Source organism: Pseudomonas sp. ANT_H12B (assembly GCF_008369325.1).
GTDB lineage: Bacteria > Pseudomonadota > Gammaproteobacteria > Pseudomonadales > Pseudomonadaceae > Aquipseudomonas.
The window spans coordinates 482,760-500,814 of sequence record NZ_VOBI01000003.1 but is presented as its reverse complement, the minus strand read 5'-3'; the positions used below and the strand labels follow the sequence as shown (position 1 = coordinate 500,814).

16 protein-coding genes and 1 riboswitch are annotated in these 18,055 nt (G+C 49.4%); of the genes, 6 read left to right on the top strand and 10 right to left on the bottom strand.

Translation table 11 applies throughout. From position 1 onward, the window contains the following. Window positions 1-183: hypothetical protein (locus tag FQ185_RS30340; protein WP_149416949.1), on the top strand; the 183-nt coding region annotated here is incomplete at its 5' end. Window positions 184-211: 28 nt separating this feature from the next. Continuing rightward, entirely contained in the window at window positions 212-547 is a 336-nt protein-coding gene (locus FQ185_RS07475; protein WP_149416948.1) for a hypothetical protein, read from the top strand. Between the two features lie 208 nt (window positions 548-755). On the opposite strand, the gene FQ185_RS07470 is transcribed toward FQ185_RS07475, so the two are convergent. Both FQ185_RS07470 and FQ185_RS07465 read right to left on the bottom strand, forming a co-directional pair. Next, window positions 756-1,118, bottom strand: coding sequence for a response regulator (locus tag FQ185_RS07470; RefSeq protein ID WP_149416947.1), 363 nt, complete (start codon window positions 1,116-1,118; stop codon window positions 756-758). Between the two features lie 23 nt (window positions 1,119-1,141). Continuing rightward, on the bottom strand, window positions 1,142-2,584 hold the full coding sequence (locus FQ185_RS07465; RefSeq protein WP_178113506.1) for an ATPase domain-containing protein: 1,443 nt from the start codon (window positions 2,582-2,584) through the stop codon (window positions 1,142-1,144). A 314-nt stretch (window positions 2,585-2,898) separates the two neighbouring features. After that, window positions 2,899-2,960: riboswitch (Fluoride riboswitch) on the top strand. 138 nt (window positions 2,961-3,098) lie between these two features. On the opposite strand from FQ185_RS07465, the gene crcB reads away from it, so the two are divergent. After that, entirely contained in the window at window positions 3,099-3,482 is a 384-nt protein-coding gene (gene crcB / locus FQ185_RS07460) for a fluoride efflux transporter CrcB (protein WP_149416945.1), read from the top strand. 44 nt (window positions 3,483-3,526) lie between these two features. Here the strand turns inward: crcB and FQ185_RS07455 are convergent, their stop codons facing one another. Together FQ185_RS07455 and FQ185_RS07450 are read right to left on the bottom strand one after the other, a co-directional pair. After that, the gene (locus FQ185_RS07455) at window positions 3,527-4,054 is read right to left on the bottom strand and encodes an NUDIX domain-containing protein (protein WP_149416944.1); all 528 of its coding nucleotides are present in this window, start codon (window positions 4,052-4,054) and stop codon (window positions 3,527-3,529) included. A gap of 62 nt (window positions 4,055-4,116) precedes the next feature. Next, window positions 4,117-4,470, bottom strand: a complete 354-nt coding sequence (locus FQ185_RS07450; RefSeq protein ID WP_149416943.1) for a TraR/DksA family transcriptional regulator — start codon at window positions 4,468-4,470, stop codon at window positions 4,117-4,119. Window positions 4,471-5,016: 546 nt separating this feature from the next. On the opposite strand from FQ185_RS07450, the gene FQ185_RS07445 reads away from it, so the two are divergent. Genes FQ185_RS07445 through FQ185_RS07435 form a run of 3 tightly spaced genes read left to right on the top strand, consistent with a single transcriptional unit; the run spans window position 5,017 to window position 9,012 of the window. Continuing rightward, on the top strand, window positions 5,017-6,309 hold the full coding sequence (locus tag FQ185_RS07445; RefSeq protein ID WP_149416942.1) for an exo-alpha-sialidase: 1,293 nt from the start codon (window positions 5,017-5,019) through the stop codon (window positions 6,307-6,309). After that, window positions 6,309-6,923 carry a hypothetical protein gene (locus FQ185_RS07440; RefSeq protein ID WP_149416941.1) on the top strand — a complete coding sequence of 205 codons (615 nt, stop codon included), beginning with the start codon at window positions 6,309-6,311 and terminating at the stop codon, window positions 6,921-6,923. The genes FQ185_RS07445 and FQ185_RS07440 overlap by 1 nt, the downstream gene beginning before the upstream one ends. A 49-nt stretch (window positions 6,924-6,972) precedes the next feature. Further along, entirely contained in the window at window positions 6,973-9,012 is a 2,040-nt protein-coding gene (locus FQ185_RS07435; protein WP_149416940.1) for an LTA synthase family protein, read from the top strand. A gap of 127 nt (window positions 9,013-9,139) precedes the next feature. Here the strand turns inward: FQ185_RS07435 and cfa are convergent, their stop codons facing one another. The 6 genes from cfa to FQ185_RS07405 all read right to left on the bottom strand — a co-directional run bounded on the left by cfa (window position 9,140) and on the right by FQ185_RS07405 (window position 17,822). After that, window positions 9,140-10,315 carry a cyclopropane fatty acyl phospholipid synthase gene (gene cfa / locus FQ185_RS07430; RefSeq protein ID WP_149416939.1) on the bottom strand — a complete coding sequence of 392 codons (1,176 nt, stop codon included), beginning with the start codon at window positions 10,313-10,315 and terminating at the stop codon, window positions 9,140-9,142. A gap of 128 nt (window positions 10,316-10,443) precedes the next feature. After that, the gene (locus tag FQ185_RS07425) at window positions 10,444-11,304 is read right to left on the bottom strand and encodes a universal stress protein (RefSeq protein WP_256730382.1); all 861 of its coding nucleotides are present in this window, start codon (window positions 11,302-11,304) and stop codon (window positions 10,444-10,446) included. Window positions 11,305-11,307: 3 nt separating this feature from the next. Next, a complete protein-coding gene (locus FQ185_RS07420) occupies window positions 11,308-12,795 on the bottom strand; it encodes a SulP family inorganic anion transporter (protein ID WP_149416938.1) in 1,488 nt (495 codons plus the stop codon). Between the two features lie 786 nt (window positions 12,796-13,581). Next, entirely contained in the window at window positions 13,582-13,827 is a 246-nt protein-coding gene (locus FQ185_RS31000) for a S1 RNA-binding domain-containing protein (protein ID WP_371926600.1), read from the bottom strand. 458 nt (window positions 13,828-14,285) lie between these two features. Beyond that, entirely contained in the window at window positions 14,286-15,680 is a 1,395-nt protein-coding gene (gene sthA / locus FQ185_RS07410) for a Si-specific NAD(P)(+) transhydrogenase (RefSeq protein WP_149416936.1), read from the bottom strand. 63 nt (window positions 15,681-15,743) lie between these two features. Then, window positions 15,744-17,822: a KH domain-containing protein gene (locus tag FQ185_RS07405; protein WP_149416935.1), complete on the bottom strand. Its 2,079-nt coding sequence runs from the start codon at window positions 17,820-17,822 to the stop codon at window positions 15,744-15,746. Window positions 17,823-18,055: the final 233 nt, after the last annotated feature.

The window sequence follows — 18,055 nt, the reverse complement described above, 5'->3', positions numbered from 1 at the left end:
CAACATTTCCATGCTGATCACCCTGTGTTCTCCTGCTCGAAAAGTGAGCAGAAGCAGTTGAACACCTGGGTCAGTTTTCAGTCGGCAGAACAGCCTCTACTGGGTCAGTTTTCGGTCAGCGGCAACAGTCTGATCATGCTCCCCGGCGCACCTTGGCGTAGCCATCCTTGTAGAATTGTTTGAGCTAATTGCTTCTCCATCGAGATGTTTTATGAACGCTGATTTAACTGAAGAAGAAATGCGTCGTGCCTTGTTTGGTGAGGTTCAGCCTGAAGTGCAGATTTCTGCTCCTCCAGTTCTGGAGCCTGTGCCAGAGGTTGTGTTCACAAAGCCGGAGGTTGCTCCAGCAGCCAAGAAGAAAGCGGCCAAATCGTTCACGCCCAGGCTGAGGGTCACGCTACGAGTGGGAAACGAATTTGAGGGGGAAGTGCACGAGTTGATTCACGAGGCCGATACCTTGAGCTCTCTACTTGCCGAACATGATGCAGTGAAGGCGGCTAGGAAAAAGTACAAGTACGTAGACGTGGTTTCGGTCAAACCGATGTAGTCGCTCCCGAGCTCGCTAATCAGTCAGGGCATTTATGAGTGCCCTCAGCGCTGCGGGTAGATTACTTGTTTGGACGGTCACACCCATCCCGCTAGCGCTGAGTATCCTGCGGATGACCTTTTACTACTCATCCCCGTCGAGAGGCTGTCGCCGGACTTGACTGGAGCCCGGCTTGAGGTTGGTCGGGGGTATGGAGTTCGATAACCCGCTAATCAGTAGCCAAAAGCTTTTTAACCTCGGCAATGATCGAGTCAATGTTGAATGGCTTCTCCAACACAGCATCAAACAGATCCGATGTCTGCATACCGATGTGTGCCTGAGCACCGCTCATCAGGATGATCGGCAATTGATTAGTCGAAGGCAAAGCTCGAACGACAGTGGCGAATTCCAGGCCGTCCATGACCGGCATCATAAAGTCGGTAATGATCAAAGCAGGCCGCTCTCTATCCAGCACCTCAAGCCCTTTCTGACCATTGCTGGCAGTCACCACCATGAACCCCTCATCCTCCAGCGCGAAGCTGAGAATGTCAGCGATCAAATATTCGTCGTCGACGACCAGGATGGTGGTCATGTTAATTCAACCCGCACAAAGGCTTAAGATTTTGAACCGGGCGATGTCTCAGTCGGGACTGAAGGTTCATGTCTTGAAGCCTTTTTCAGGAAAACGTCTTGATCACGGATCACGACCTCAAATCGCGAAGGATCGTAGGAGCTGTCTCGTACTTTAAGAATGGAAAGCGTCCTGCTTAGTTCAGAATGATTCTCAGAGAATCGCATCAGCATCAGGTTGTCTACGATGCTGGACAGGTCAGAGTTTGGTGCGCTGACCTCTGAACCAAAAAGATCGCGCATTTCCCAGGATGCAAATACCGTAACGCCCCTGGATCGCAGCTCGTTCATCAGAGCACTGAAGAAGTCAGTAATCCGCGCTGGATTTGTCGTGACTCGCGTCATGCCGCTTAGGCTATCGATGAATAAACGCTTGATGCCCTTTTCTTCAACGATGCTCAGCAGTCGCGCGCCAAGCCCATCCAGGAGACCCTCTGTGGTGGGTTGCAAGGCAATGGTTAACGCGCTGCTGTCTTCCATGCCTTTGATATCGATACCCAGTGATTGGCCTTTGAGTCGCAGCCGTTGTGGGCTCTCGTAGAAGCCAAAATGTAGCCCCGGCGCTTCCAAAGTCGACTCAGCCAGGAACTTAAGGCCCAGCGTAGTTTTACCAATCCCAGAGGGGCCTATGACCAACGAAACACTGGAGCTGTGCAGACCTCCGCCTAATATGTCGTCCAGTGATTCAATGCCACTGGGGATACGCGTCATGTCAGCGCTGTCTGGAGAAGACGGGTGGCTGTAGAGACTTTCGAGTCGCGGGTAAACCACCAAGCCATTTTCGGTGATTTCACACTCGTGAAGACCGGTCATTGCTCCACTGCCGCGAGTTTTACGCAGCTGAATTCGACGCACTGAGCGAGTGCCGTATAGCTCTTCGCCCATCTCAATCACGCCATCAACCATGGTGTGCTCAGGGCTGCCGTCGTCGAGACGGGAGCTGGTGAGAAACAGCACCGTGCAACCAGCAAAAGCAGCGTGCCCTTGCAACTCAGAAATGAATTTCTTGGTGTCGATGTGCGAGTCGGCTTTTGAGCGCGCATTGAGCAAACCGTCCACAACCATCACGGTGGCTTTCTGACGGCTTATCTCGCGCCGAAGCAGTTTCACTACCTCATCCAAACCTTCGTTTTCCAGAGTGTCAAATGCGCTGACAAACTGAATTTCGGCGCCCACTTTGGAAGAGTCGAAAAAGCTCAGAGTAGAAAGGAACTGAAAAAGACGGTCGTGTGATTCGGCCAGCAACGTGGCGACCAGAACCCGGCCTCCATTTTCCGCATGATGGAACCCAAGTTGGTTGGCGAGGATCGTTTTTCCAGACCCTGGGCGCCCTTGGATTATGTATGAAGCGCCCGCTACCAGCCCGCCCTTGAGCAGAGCGTCGAGCCCTTCGATTCCACTTTCGAGGCGTTTTAGCTTTTCCACAATGCGACCCTGATCTGAAAAACATGCTGTTTAAGCCTAGTGGACGGAATGCTAACGCCATTTTCGTTCCAGAGCCATTGGGCTCTAGAGCATGGCCGGCTAAGAAAGTTGGCCGCCCCGTTCCAAGGCTATCTTTTACTCGAACTTCATCCAGCTAACGCTATTGTGAAATCAACCTTGCAAGCAGATGACCCTCTAATCTCGCAGTGATTCAAATGCAGTGGCTGACTGCATGCATTTACTTAAAATATGCTGGATGCCTACAGCGGGCTGGGATTGCTTAAGCAGCTTGAATCATTGCTGGGCGCTGCTATAGGATGAAGAAAGGAGATGGCATTCCTCCTTAAACCGCCTTTGTGCTGATGATGCCTACGTGAACCCTGGACAGGGTACGTAGGTGTGTCTCCCTGTCCTCTAATTTAGGACAGGCTATGATCTTACCATTCGAGTTTCCCTTTTCTTTCGGCGCGAGCCGCTTGCCAGTTAGTCCACTCAGGTCTAATGAGGAGGACTCTCCGTGCTGAAGTCATTAATCGTCATCGCCGCTGGCGCTTCACTTGGAGCCTGGTTGCGCTGGATATTGGGCATGAAACTGAATGCTCTGTTTCCTACAATTCCTCCAGGTACTGTGGTCACGAACATGGTTGGGGGCTACATCATCGGCCTGGCCATCGCCTTCTTGGCCGCTTCTCCTACCCTCAGTCCAGAGTGGCGTCTCCTTATCATCACGGGTTTCTGTGGTGGCCTTACTACCTTCTCTACATTTTCAGCCGAAGCGGTTTCCTTGATTCAGGAAGGCAGACTGCTTTGGGCGCTTGGCTCAATTTCGTTGCACGTCGTAGGTTCTTTGGCGATGACCGCTTTCGGGTTAATCACCTACCAGGTCGTTGGTGCGCGATGAGCCGCCGACAGGGTTAAGCGACTCGTTCATCAACTGTTACAGGCTTAGGGCTTAGCAATCAATTCTGAAGCAACTTTTTTCAGCATAAAGGTTTCGCGCAGAACTGATTGCCCCATCGAAGACTCTTGACGCTGCATAACGGCCTGATTGTGTGCGATGGCTTCATGCAGGTTGATCCAGACAGGCCGCATACCATTAGCGATTTCGTGGCTTTCCATTCTCACGGGCTCTAGCTGGGGCGCTACTTCGCATTGATAAAAGTGCGAGGTCATGTGCATCAAGTCGTATTGTGGCTTCCAGTAAGGCCGGTACTCCTCGATGTAACCGTAGTGCTGTAGTACCTGAATCTCTCGTGCGCCAGTCTCTTCCTCAAGCTCACGCTTCAGGCCTGCGACAATGTCCTCGTCACCATCAAGGCCGCCCCCAGGAAAGCTGAAGTCGTTATAGCGCTCGGTGAACAGCAATAGGATCTGTTCACCCCGCATCACGATGCCGCGTGCTGCATGTCGACGGAATACTCTGCCCTGCTTGGATTTCAACTCGGGGTGAACAATTTCGGTAATGAGTTGCATGGGGTCTTCAGCTTAAGCGAATTATGGAGGCCGAATTAATTTTTCAGCATTTTCAGCGGTACTTAGTTGTCCTTTTCGGCTTTTTGAGCGCATTCGATGCACAGCGCAGTGGCAGGATCGAAATCCAGCCTGCCTTGAGCTATTGGCTCGTCGCACTCGACGCAATAGCCATATAGGCCTTCGTCAACTCTTCGAAGCGCGGCCTCAATGCGTAGTCGTTCCCCCCTACCTCGGGCTCGGTTGGCGTCCAGCATGGCTTGTTGCTGCAACGCATCCATGCGCGAGAGTCTACCTACCTTGCTTTGATCTAGCTCGATGGAGTCGCGTGATTGTGCTGAGGATTCAAGACTTTCCAATTCAACCAAGCGGGCAAGTAGCAAATCGCGAGCGTGTTTCAATTTGATCTTATCACTCATGGCCAATGCCTACTAATGCAGTCTAGGGGCGGTAGGTGCGAAGCACCACCGTGAACGTTGCCGATTGGGAGCTCACGAAATCGGCTGTGGATTGGCGGAAGTAAGACCTCCAATGCCAGCTATCCGATAGCAATAAACTTGTGTGCGTTGACGCATTGCTGGCATCCCATGGATCAAACCTAGCAGAGGTGTCGATAAATAGTTACCCCCCGATCTAGACACTGTCTGGTACAGAATCTGTGCTTGTGATCATGTAGCAGAACTGGATATCACGTGCGGTAATGATTGCTAAACTCGAAATCCATGGTTACAAATCGATACCTCAGGACAGATGGTCGCGGTTGCGTCTACGGGATTGCTGGGCGATGATTCGGCCCCGATGTATACGCATCCAGTCATTTCCCTCTCATTTTTGAGTTGAGTCAGGCCCTTGTAGAAACCACGCAAACACCACTCCGCTATACCTCCCAAGCCGAGGTATGTGCCCGCTCGCCTCCTGCTCATCAATCAGGATGCGTCATGTGTTTGTGTATAGATGGTTTCTAAATGCGCTTGAAAAACAGTTTTCTCAGCTCGGCTCTTGCTATCCCGATTTTCGCTGTATTTGCTGTTGCTTGGTGGCTCCATCCTGACCACCCTGTCTCGGGCTTTTCTGTCTCAGCAGCTGTCGATCAACAGGGGCTTAGCGCTCAGGCACCTTTTTACAGCAGCAGATTTGCCTCCTCGGATCTTGAAGAATTTGTACACGCCTCATCGGTGACGGCACTGCCAGATGGCGGTCTTATGGCGGTATGGTTTGCTGGCTCACGAGAAGGTGCAGCCGATGTACAGGTTCGCGGCGCTCGCTACGACACAGAAACTGCTGAATGGGGTGATGAACTCGTTCTTGCGACGCGAGAGTCGACCCAGAACGCGACTCAAAAATACATACGCAAACTGGGCAATCCGGTTATTGCATTGGCGCCCGATAACCGTCTTTGGCTCTTCTACGTGTCAGTCTCAGTAGGTGGCTGGGCTGGGAGCGCAATCAATGCAATGTACTCGGATGATTTGGGTAAAAATTGGTCACCCCCTCAGCAACTGATCACGACTCCCTTTTTGAACATCAGCACGCTCGTGCGCAATGCTCCGATATTTCATCAGGACGGCACCATCGGTTTGCCTGTCTACCATGAGTTTTTGGGGAAATTTGCTGAGTATCTTTACATCAGTCCCACCGGGGATGTAATTGATAAAAGCAGAATCAGCAGAGGCAAGCACTCACTGCAGCCTACGGTTGTGCCCATGGATGAGAGTAACGCGGTAGCTATGTTGCGTTACGCTGGCGACACCTTTCACAAAGTGCTCGCGAGCCGCACCAAGGATGCAGGGCAAACTTGGAGTGAGCCTTATCCACTTGACCCTGCTAACCCAAACTCATCACTTGCTGCAGTGGCAACACCTAATAACGGCTTGTTGGTCGCTTTGAATGATCTAAAGGATGGGCGATTCCGACTTCGCCTAATGGGGACTGACTCTAGCCTGGACTTCTGGAAACCGTTGATCAATTTGGATGAGTCTCCCGACCCAGAAGGTAATCCATTTAGCGCTGAAGCATACCGGGAAATCATCGGCGACAAGTTCCGCCTATCCAGTGGCCCTAGAAGAGAAATGCTTGCGGATGAGTTCTTGGTGAATCTTGATCAGCGTGTCTGCGAGGAAACCGGATGCAATTTCGAATATGAGTATCCCTACTTCATCAAGAGTGCTGAGGGTCTCTATCACCTAGTTTACTCATGGAATAACACGTTCATTAAACATGTCAGCTTCAATGATGCCTGGCTAGAGGAGCAGCTCTGATGCTTGAACTTTGGCAAGCGCATTTGACCTTCGCGCTACTCGCATTCGTTGTTACTCCGAGATTTGGCCTACGTCCAGGTACGCAAGTGATGTGGCTGATCGCCTTGCTGGGAGTCAGCTTTATTTCAATAAATGGGCTTTCGTTAGCAGCCTACTTTCGCAGCTTCACGGACGATGTGGCCATCACGACCCTTGTGGCGCTGGGATTTTCTGCTGCGGTACGCATGGGACTAGCGACGAGGCAGGATAGAACGGCTCGCTTGCAGCTACTGATCCCTTTAGCGGCGCTGGCCCTCTTTCTCTATCCGGCCACGATGGGGATGACCTACTTTGATCCTTACCGACTGGGTTACAACCCGCGACCGTTGATCATGATTATCGGCGCGATTACTCTGGGGCTGGTGGCGTGGAGAAACTGGCTGGGTGCCTGCATGTTCGGCCTGGCCACTTTGGCCTTCAGCTTGGGAATTAAACCTTCCCCGAATTACTGGGACTACTTGCTCGACCCATTCATTGCTCTCTACTGCTGGGGGGCGTTGATTGGATACGCGATTAAGATGATCTGGCGCGGTTTGTCCGCACGACGAGAGTTCACGCTGCCGATACGTGTTTGATGGCTAGGCAAAACCACATTGATAGTTCTATAGATTGAGGATTCAAACGATGGGCTGGCTTCACTCGAGGCGCTTGCACTATTGGGTTGGTGCAGTAGCAATCCTTTTCGTAACGCTGGCGGCATTGCGCTGGCTGTTCTTCATAGGTTTCTCGGGATTTGCAGCCAGCGCTGTGAGCGAAGTTAAGGCAGTACCGGAAACCCTCGGAATAGGGCTGCGGTTTGACCTTCGCTTGGCAATACTGCTGATGTTACCTGTTGCCCTGCTGGCGTGGTTGCCGGTGTGGAATCTGACACGCTCACGTGTAGTTCGCTGGTTGGCACGGCTCTACCTCGCCCTGGGGCTCGGCGCAGTAATGTTGATCTATATCGTAGACTTCGGTCACTACGCCTATCTGGGTGTGCGCATCAATGCGACCGTATTACGGTTTCTAGAAGACGCGCAGATCTCAACAGACATGGTCTGGCAAACCTATCCTGTGGTGTGGATTAGCCTTGGCTGGGCCGCTGTTACGGCCCTGATTTTTTGGCTATTACTGCGTCTTGAGCGAGTGACTCTGGATCGTCCGGCAAAGCCCATCAGTCGGCTCTCTCTGACCTGGGGCAGCGCACTAATGGTAGTGGCTATCTTCCTCGGTGTCTTGGGCCGCGTCGAGAACATCAACCTGGAAAACCCGGTACCGCTTCGTTGGAGCGACGCCTTCTTCTCTGGCGACAACCAAATTTCAGCTTTAGGCCTGAACCCGGTGATTTTTCTCTACGACACTTTGAGGGTGCCCAGTAAGCCCTATGATCGGGAGCAGGTCGCAGCACACTACGAGGTTGTAAGCCACTATTTAGGGGTCGACCAGCCTGACATAAAAAGCCTGAATTTTAGTCGCGTGCAGCCCCCGCAGCCCTACGCTATCGCGGGCAAGCAGCAACCGAATGTGGTTTTCATCATGCTCGAATCCTTGGGTACCAGCGCGGTGGGTGCTTATGGCAATCCGCTGAATCCCACCCCGAATATTGATCGACTGGCTAAAGAGAGCTGGTTCTTCAAGAACTTCTATGTGCCAGTTACCGGAACAGCGAAAACCGTATGGGCCAGTATCTCCGGCGTACCTGACGTCTCTCGTCAGGAAACGGCAACGCGCAACCCCCTAATCACTCGTCAGCACAGCTTGATCAATGCGATGCAGGGTTACGACAAGTATTACATGATCGGCGGTAATTCAGGCTGGGCCAATATGAATGCCTTGATTCGTCAGAGCATCGACGATATCCAGCTGTTGGAAGAACGTCACTGGAAATCACCCATCGTCGACGTCTGGGGCGTTTCGGATTTGGATCTGTTCAAGGAAAGCGACAAGATCCTTCGCCGGCAGGCTGAGGGCAAACCCTTCTTTGCCTATATCCAGACTGCGGGTAACCATCGGCCTTTTACCATCCCCAATGAGAACGACGGCTTCGAGGTGCTCAATGTACCTTTGGAAACTGTGCAGAACGCTGGCTCTCGCAGCGTGGCTCAATACAACGCGGTACGCCTGTTGGACTTCAACATTGGGCGCCTGATGGAAATTGCTCAAGAAGGCGGTTGGTACGAGAACACGATTTTCGTCATGTTTGGTGACCACAACACCCGTATCAGCCAGATCCCGCATATGCCACCGGCATTCGAAAAACTGGGGCTTGAGAGCAATCATGTGCCCTTGCTGATCCACGCTCCGAAACTGCTGGAGCCGCGAGTGATTGAAGAAGCTGTTGGCTTGGTTGACCTGCTGCCCAGTGTCCTTGGCATGGCCGGTATTGAGTTTCGCAATGGTGCGATGGGGCGAGATATACAGCAGCCAGCTACAGAAGGAGAGCGAGTGGTTCCTCTGGTGCTTAGAGAGGGTACGTTCCCGTTGATCGGTGGCGTGACAAAGGAGTTTCTTCTGCAAATGCATCACGATGGAAGTCAGCCAAGCCTGCATGATATTGCTTCGCAAGAACCATTAGAGAACGTTGCTGACCAACACCCTGAAGAATTTCGTCGTCTGCTCGCGTTGACGCGAGGTCTGCATGAGACCTCACGACTAATGCTCTATCAGAACGTCAATACGGATTGAGTATTCATCGTGGAGGCCAGTCATGCTGAGCCTCCGCACGGATATGAAGATCAACCTCGCATGGCTGTAAACCTCCAGATCGTGCGCTCCATAGAGCGGCGATCCGGGCCAGTACGGATTGCACCGATTATATTTCGGTGCTCAGAGTCGGCCTCGAGTAGCCGCCCATGACGCCTTCTTTTGAGAGAACCCACTGCCAGAGCTGAATATCCCGCGCACGAAACGCTCCAGCACACGACAACAGGTAGTAGCGCCACATTCGGTAGAATCGGTCACCTAACTCTGCTGAAAATTGTGGCCATGCGGCTTCAAAGTTGGCGTGCCAAGCCATCAAGGTCTTGTCGTAGTCAGCGCCAAAGTTGTGTAAATCCTCGACCACAAAAAGCCCGCCAACGGCGTCCCCGATCTGGCCGATTGAGGGCAGGTCACCATTCGGAAAAATGTACTTATCGATCCATGGGTCTGGAGTAGTGTTACGCTCGTTTTTACCAATGGTGTGCAGCAGGCACAAACCGTCATCTACAAGGCAACGGGATGCGACCTCCATAAACTCCCTGTGATTTTTACGCCCGACGTGCTCGAACATCCCTACGCTGACGACTCGGTCAAAATCGCCATTTACTTCTCGATAATCCTGCAACCGGAACTCCAGTGGCAATCCGGCGTAACGTTTTTTTGCCCACTCGGTCTGTTCTTTGGAGATGGTCACCCCTACGCACTCGACACCGTAGTGTTCAGCGGCGTACGCCATAAAACTGCCCCAGCCGCAGCCGATGTCCAGGACTCGCATTCCAGGTTTCAGTTTGAGTTTTCTGCAAATCAATTCGAGCTTGGCTTCCTGAGCTTCTGCAAGGTTGCTAGCGTTTTCCCAGTAGCCGCAGGTATAAGCCATTCTTGGATCAAGCATGGCGGCATAGAAATCGTTGCCTAAATCGTAATGTGCTTCGCCTACCTGCCAGGCTCGCGTTGTATTCTGGCGGTTAAGTAACCGGACGCGCAGCGCATGGAACATAAGCTTGAACGGCTGTACATGCTGATCGAGATGCGCCCGTAGTAGGTGACAGAAAAACTCGTCTAGACTTTCTGCATTCCAGTCACCATCCATGTAAGCCTCACCCAGCCCCACGCTTCCATGTGCAAATGCTCGTTCAGGAACGTTACTCGCTTTAAGGTGCATGTCCCAAGGCCGATTACCGCCAATGCGTATATCAGCTTGCTCAAGCAACTCAACAGTCATCCTATGAATGTTGGAATCTAAAGAGATAAATACTGAGGATGGATTTGTTAGTGATTTCTGATTCATTGATTAAATCCCGTGTTATGCCTCTTATTAAGAAGAGCTTCAAACATGGGTGGCCTCGAAAAACATGTACGAGGCAACCTTTTTCCAAGGTGTGACCGTCAACGCCACAGCTTCTCGGCGGCTAGAAGCTAGCGTAAGAACAGCATGGGAATTGTTGCGTTACGCAAGGTTTTACTTGTTGTACTACCGACGAAAAAGTTCTGGATTCTTGAGTGTTCGGATGAGCTCATTACCAACAGGTCTATTCTCTCCTGCTCACAATAGCGCTCAGTAACGACTGCAACCTCTCCAGGCATTACCGCTGCCTGCACACTGAAGTTTTTGTCCTGTAGTAAATTTCTTGCCCTATCGACCTGACGCCAAGCGGCTTCTGATTCTTGATCGACCATCAATATGTGGCATCGAAGCCCCCTTAAAAAAGGACTTTGCGCAATCGTCTCAACACTTTTAAGGCCCGTCTCGCTTCTATCGAAAACCAACAAAAAGCTTCGAGGTATGTTGAACTGGGAGGGCGTCACGAGCACAGGTCGTTTGAGTGTTAGAATGACACTCTCTACCTGTATTCCGATGTGATCGCTTGGCGCTTCGCTGCTTTGTCCGTTTCGCCCAATAATCAACAGCCTGATTTCGCTTTCAAGTTCTTGAATGCAGTCAACTAACCGTCCATGGCGTTGCCGGCCTTGGGGATGCACGATACCAAGTCGGTCTACACGGTGCTTCGCTGCCTCAAGCAGATAATTTCCATGGTCTTTTGCGAGGGCAGTACGTTGTTCATCGAGTTTTGCAAGATCGTGCAGCAGTCGCTCTCGAATGCCGATGCCAAGGGTGCCGCTGAGATCTGAGGGAGGAGCAGATTCTTCTGTCAATGCGTGTAAAAAGGTCAGCGGCGCGGCCAGGCGAACACTTGCCCATGCAGCATAATCACATACTGCAGTTGATGATGCTGAGCCATCAATGCAGGCCATAACGTGAGTCATCGAATTTTTCATGAATCAGTGCCCCATCAACTGATCGATAGCGTCGGGTTTATCGTGGACTCCGAAACGGTCAACGATAGTCGCACTTGCCTCATTAAGGCCCAGCACCTCGACCTCAGTGCCTTCACGCCGGAATTTGATGACGACTTTGTCCAAAGCAGCAACCGCTGTAATGTCCCAAAAGTGTGCAAGGGTGAGGTCAATGACGACCTTTTCCAGCGCTTCTTTGAAGTCAAACGAATCAACAAATTTGTCCGCCGAGTTGAAAAATACCTGACCAACCACAGAGTATCTACGTTCGATCCCGTGTTCGTCGATTTCAGAGCTTATGTCCATGTAATGGCCGATCTTGTTGGCAAAAAACATTGCCGCAAGCAACACACCTACCAGCACGCCGTAAGCAAGGTTGTGTGTTGCGACAACCACGACAACAGTGGCTACCATGACAATATTGGTCGATAACGGATGCTTTTTCAGGTTGCGCAGTGAGTCCCAACTAAAGGTTCCAATAGCTACCATGATCATCACGGCTACCAACGCGGCCATCGGAATCTGCGCAAGCCACTCGCCTAGGAATACCACCATAAGCAACAGGAAAACACCTGCGGCCAAGGATGATAGACGTGTACGTCCTCCAGATTTCACATTGATGATTGACTGGCCGATCATGGCGCATCCGGCCATACCACCTAAGAGGCCCGACGCGATATTTGCAATCCCTTGACCTTTGCATTCGCGGTTTTTATTACTCGGTGTATCAGTCAAATCGTCAATGATTGTTGCCGTCATCATCGACTCTAACAAGCCGACTACTGCAAGAGCTGCTGAGTAAGGAAAGATAATCGCCAACGTTTCGAGATTGAGCGGCACATCCGGCCAAAGAAAGAACGGCAGAGTGTCCGGTAACGAACCCATGTCTCCTACGGTGCGGATATCAAGCCCAAGGTATATGGCAATTACGGTCAATACGATGATGCAGACCAAGGGCGATGGAAGGAGTTTTCCGATCTTGGGCACATAAGGGAACAGGTAAATGATGCCCAGCCCCGCCAGCGTCATAACATAAACGTGCCATGTAACATTGGTTAATTCTGGCAGTTGAGCCATAAAAATCAGAATGGCTAATGCGTTAACAAAACCTGTGACCACAGAGCGAGAGACAAACCGCATCAAACTTCCAAGCTTCAAGTATCCGGCTATAATTTGCAGGACACCTGTTAGCAACGTCGTAGCAAGAAGATACTGTAGCCCGTGATCTTTTACCAAGGTAACCATTAATAGCGCCATGGCACCTGTTGCTGCGGTAATCATTCCTGGTCTTCCGCCTACAAAGGCGATGACGACAGAGATACAAAATGAAGCGTAGAGTCCCACTTTCGGATCGACCCCGGCGATGATCGAGAATGCTATTGCCTCTGGAATCAGCGCAAGGGCTACGACGATACCGGCCAGCAAATCGCCTCTTATATTGGATAGCCAAGATTGCTTTATTATTTGAAGCATTCGATTTCCCGTACATAGATGCATTAAAAACTGGATACCATTAAAAAGTTTTCATCGAGTATTTATGGCATAATTTAGCTACATAGCATTTGTCTTTTAATTGAGTAATAGGGGACTAACAGGCCGAGGCCAAAAGCCTGAACTGGATTCATTTAGTGGCAAAAATGTCTTCTCCTTTAAGCTAAACGTGCACCCGTTTTTTACAGGAAAGCAACAGTGAGCTTAGCTTCAGAAGTGGGCCTGCCTAACTATGGTGGAATACCCAGCTTTCTCATGAATATGGCGCGCGCTACCAAGTCCAGGCAATGCATTAAGAAAAGACGGTGATGCATCAGAGCAAAGCTTAAGATTGGCGGCATTAGACCCCCATTTCAAAATCCAAATACACCAAGCGCAGGAATGCATCAGAGGCTAACTGCTGAGCAGGAATTTCCGGATATACACCAGTCTACTCAGCAGAGAACGAACAGCATTGCCTTGATGGTGATTAGATGACATGTAAAATTACCGTCGTGCGTGGCGACGGTGGAGTGCCAAAAGCCTGCATTCTAAAATGCAAACATGCGGCGCTAAAGCGAGGGGGGATGGCTGTCTAAGGTGGACTAACAACCAGAAAGGAGCAGAAATTCATCATGTTGTCTTCGGATTGCCTGACATTGAATTTGAGAGAATTGTAACAGATATCTCATCGCCTCAGGGAGAAAAATTTGCAAATGCAGCCAATTTTTTACGACTAACCTTGAACCCAAGGGTCTGAATATCCATTTGTTTCGCTATACGCAAAAGTCATTTGTAATGATACTCCGGTATATCTCTCATACTGAGACTGATTTGACCTCGGTCGTCAACATTGGTGACCCTCACAGATATTGAGTCTCCCAAGTTTAGATATTCATACAGCTGACCTAACGGTTGGTCGGCAACTTCAGATAGTTGCAGCGTTCCATAGCATCCATATGGTAAAGATATACAAGCGAAACCTACCTTTAAGCTAAACACGTGCCCTTGATAAATTCTGCCAGGGATGATCATATAATCTGAGTTTTCTCGAGTGTGGTGTGAAGGCCTATCCTCTTGAGCTGATCCCGGTGGTGAATTTTTTTGACTGCGAGTGTCTAGATTTTCAGTAGTGGAAGTCTGACGGCTAAGCGCTGAACAGAGACTATTACGCTCAATTGTCAACTGCGTGTAGCTTGCATTAGCTAGCCAGTAGTGTTCGTCAAGTTCCAGCTGATAACTGCTGTTCTCAAGTATTAAATTAAATGATCGATTGGAACGCTCGACCTCCAGCCTATTCAACAGATCGTCCAGTAACTGCTGTCTAGCTAGGAGGTCTTGCCTAGGAGATCTAAAAGTTAGTTTACGCATCATTAATCCTCTTACTTGGCGCTATAAAGGCAAGTTTAGGCTCGTGCTGGAAAAGCTCTGAATTATGGATCTACATTTAGCAAATCTCCTCATTCGGTTTTCTAGGGCTCCACATGAAACAATTAAAAAAGCCTACTGAGTCCGTCGAACGCGGCGACTCGATAAGCCTCTGCCATGGTCGGATAATTGAAAGTCGTATTTACGAAATATTTTAAAGTATTTGCTGAGTCTCTTTGATTCATTATCGCCTGTCCAATATGAACGATTTCTGCTGCTTGATAGCCAAAGCAATGTACACCTAATAGCTCCAAGGTATCACGATGAAATAGAATTTTTAGCATGCCTACTGGCTCAACAGAAATTTGTGCTCGTGCCATAGATTTGAAAAAGGCTTTACCTACTTCATAAGGTATTTTGGCGTCAGTTAGCTCTCGCTCAGTTTTTCCTACAGAGCTAATCTCGGGGATGGTATAGATCCCTGTAGGCACGTCATTAACAAACCTCCAACTTCCGCCTTCAATCAGGTTTTCAGCTGCTGACCGTCCTTGGTCATACGCGGCACTAGCGAGACTAGGCCAACCAATCACATCCCCGGCAGCAAAGACATTCGGGACTTTGGTACGATAGTCCTGGTCAACTCGAATTTGACCACGGCTGTTGGCTTCAATCCCGATATTCTCGAGCATGAGATCTTCGGTATTTCCTGAGCGTCCGTTACACCATAACAACGCGTCCGCTTTGATTTTTTTTCCGGATTTCAAATGCAGGATTACGGAGCCATCAAGTACCTCGATGCTCTCGTATTCCTCGTTGTGTCGAATTACAACGTTATTATTCCGAAGATGGTAGCTAAGAGCATCTGAAATTTCATTGTCTAGAAAACTGAGCAATTGTTCGCGATTGTCAACTAAGTCAACCATAACTCCTAGCCCGCTAAATATCGACGCATATTCACACCCAATCACTCCTGCGCCATAAATAATAAGCTTTCGCGGCGTATGATTGAGACTCAGAATTGTATCGCTGTCGTATATTCGCGCGTGGGAGAAATCCACATCTGCCGGACGGTAGGGGCGAGACCCTGTGGCTACCACAATTTTCTTCGCTATAAGCGTCTCTACCTCCCCTCCAGCGCAAATTATATCTAGAGTTTGTTCGTCTGCAAAACTAGCTTTGCCAAAGAAGGTATCGACCCGATTGCGAGCGTAATAGCTCGTGCGTGATGTAACTTGTTTATTTATGACTTGTTCCGCACTTTTTAATACGTCGGGAAATGAGAACCAGCGTGGCTCACCGATTTCTCTAAACATTGGATTGGTGTTGAACTGCATTATTTGGCGAACGGAATGTCGTAAAGCTTTTGAGGGAATAGTCCCAAGGTGGGTACAGTTTCCACCAACCTGAGGACGACTATCCACAACAGCAACCTTGCGGCCATTTTTTGCGGAGTTCATGGCAGCACCTTCTCCCGCCGGGCCTGACCCGATAATGACAACATCATAATTGTAAATTGCCACCAAACCTCCTCAATAAAACATACGACTTTTAAATTACTTTTATAGTAATCATCCATGAAAATATTAGTATCTGCTATTGCCAGCGCTCTCATGATGTAACGCCTTGACAGATAGTTGTCCTTGACCATTATGATTGACTGATTCGCACACTACACGAATACATCCGCCTATCTTGAATTGTTCTCTCACTGGGAGATGAGCATCCAGTAATTGCTCACGAGGGAGGAAACCGTCGCGTCCAGGAGACAAATTGATCAATAAACCATTCTCCTGTATACCGCTCACCACACCCTCAAAAACCTGACCCGGCTTAAGCGGCTTGAGAGTTTTTTGAATTGCGATTATTGCATTTTGCAAGCTGTCATCATTACTTGCACTTACTCGAACGGTTCCGTCTGGAAAAACTTCTACATTACTATAAGTCTGCTGGCAGATCGCTTTCACAACGCTTCCACCACGGCCTACTAATTGCCCAGTCTTACGTGAGGATATCTTCAGAATCTGCACTCTAGGCGCGAATTTACTCAGTTCTTTCGGAGTGCCAATAGACTCTTCCATAAGTGCAATCAACGAAAAGCGTGCCTGCTTGGCTTGACTCAATAAGTCCTGCAATATCTCTCTTGTGAGAAGAGTTTTGCTTCGCAAATCAATGCCAGCAATACCAGTCATGGTTCCAGCGACGGTGGCAACGACATTACAAGAAGCTTTTTCGAGATCGTCGGGATCAATCAGCGGTATAAGTTGCGAGGGCGAACAAATCACACCTACCACTACTGCGCCGACGACAGAAAATAGCGGAACTCCTGCATCTAACATAGATAGCATTGCTGCGCACAAAATCTCATCCGGTGAACTTGAGTGCATTCCTACTTGTTCTACATCTACTTGGATTACGTAGGGGAATATATCTAATTTTGGCACTACAGATCTCAAGGTGTCGGCTACCCAGCGACCGGCATATAGAGCACGTGTAGGGCTTTGGCATCCAGCGCCTGTATCATCCGCGAAGCTATGAATGTGCACATCAAAGCTTTTCTTTTCTTCAACGTATTGGCCATTTAAGGAAGAGCGGTCTCTACCCAAGGTCGTGAGTGCAATCGCGCAGTGATCTCCAACCGTATAACTCGCAGATCCATGCGCTCTCGGAAACAGGTGCGCTTTAACCTTTCTCGTATGAAGCCTGGTAGTTTCATGAACATAACTTGATGATGCTATTTTTAAATAGTGTTCCCTGAGAATTTCTTGTACGCATTTGCAGAAATAAACGGCAATTATATTTTTTCGGCTTTCATCGATTTCGTTAATGCAGATCGCTATCTCCACCGCCTTTTGTAAATTGCTTAGCTTACTTAACAGGTCTTTTTTTTCAACTTCCTGGAAAATCTTCATCAGTGATGTTTTAGCGAGAGCTGCAATTTTCCTTTTAAGTGGTGTTTCGACAGTTTTCGTAAAATGCGTATTAGTGGTTGAGTGCTCTATGATCCATTCTTTTATCGAATTGCTTGCTCTACGAATTTCTCTCTGCCCAAACTCAATTGCACAAATCAGCTCTGATTCGTCAAGTTCATTGGCGCTTCCACGCACTTGACTGGTTTGTGAAGAGCTTCCGTAAATCCACAGGTCGCACTGCGACTTTTCAATCGCGCTATTACTAGGATTAGTGCAGAAGACCCCATTTATTTTTGCTAAACGCGCCAGGACTATAGGGTCTGCCTGCGGCGTTGAGGTAATTCCTAGCGCGCAGCTTGCTGCAATGACACCGGCGAAAATCGGCTCGACTTGAGGGTCACGTGAAAAGACCAGTAGGTTTAGTTCTATTCTTAACTCGTGATTATCGGGAAGGGTGTCGTTCAGCATTGACTGGAACTCTAGAAGTCTGCTCCGATCCGCGTTGTTTAGTTCTGCCTGTTGAATTTGTGAGTAATCGGAAATTTGGCCACGCGCATAGCTTCGCTCAACAAACGAAATAACTAAGCCTGGTGGGCGAGACTGAAAAGAAGGGGGGTGCACATGACAAGTGGCCAGGACGACGCTCTGTCCAACATGAACCAATACTGACGAACCAGTATGTTCAGCACTAGATCCGAAATCAATAACAACCGGATGTCTGCCAAAACTAAAACGCTTGATAGAACCGCTCATAGATATCCTCTCGCAAACCAAGAATTGAAGGGCTTGGGCGAGGTGACGCTATGGCGCTTTACGCTCCGCTAGAGAGCTTTTAGTAAAGAGATACATTGGTGTCTGCCATTCTTTTGCAGTTAATTTGATTTTTTCTCACAGCTGCGACTATACGCCACAAAGGTAATGGTGACAATTTAAAAGGTGGTCGCAGGGGAGCCCCCGAGATTAAATTTTGATATAACCTATTGATT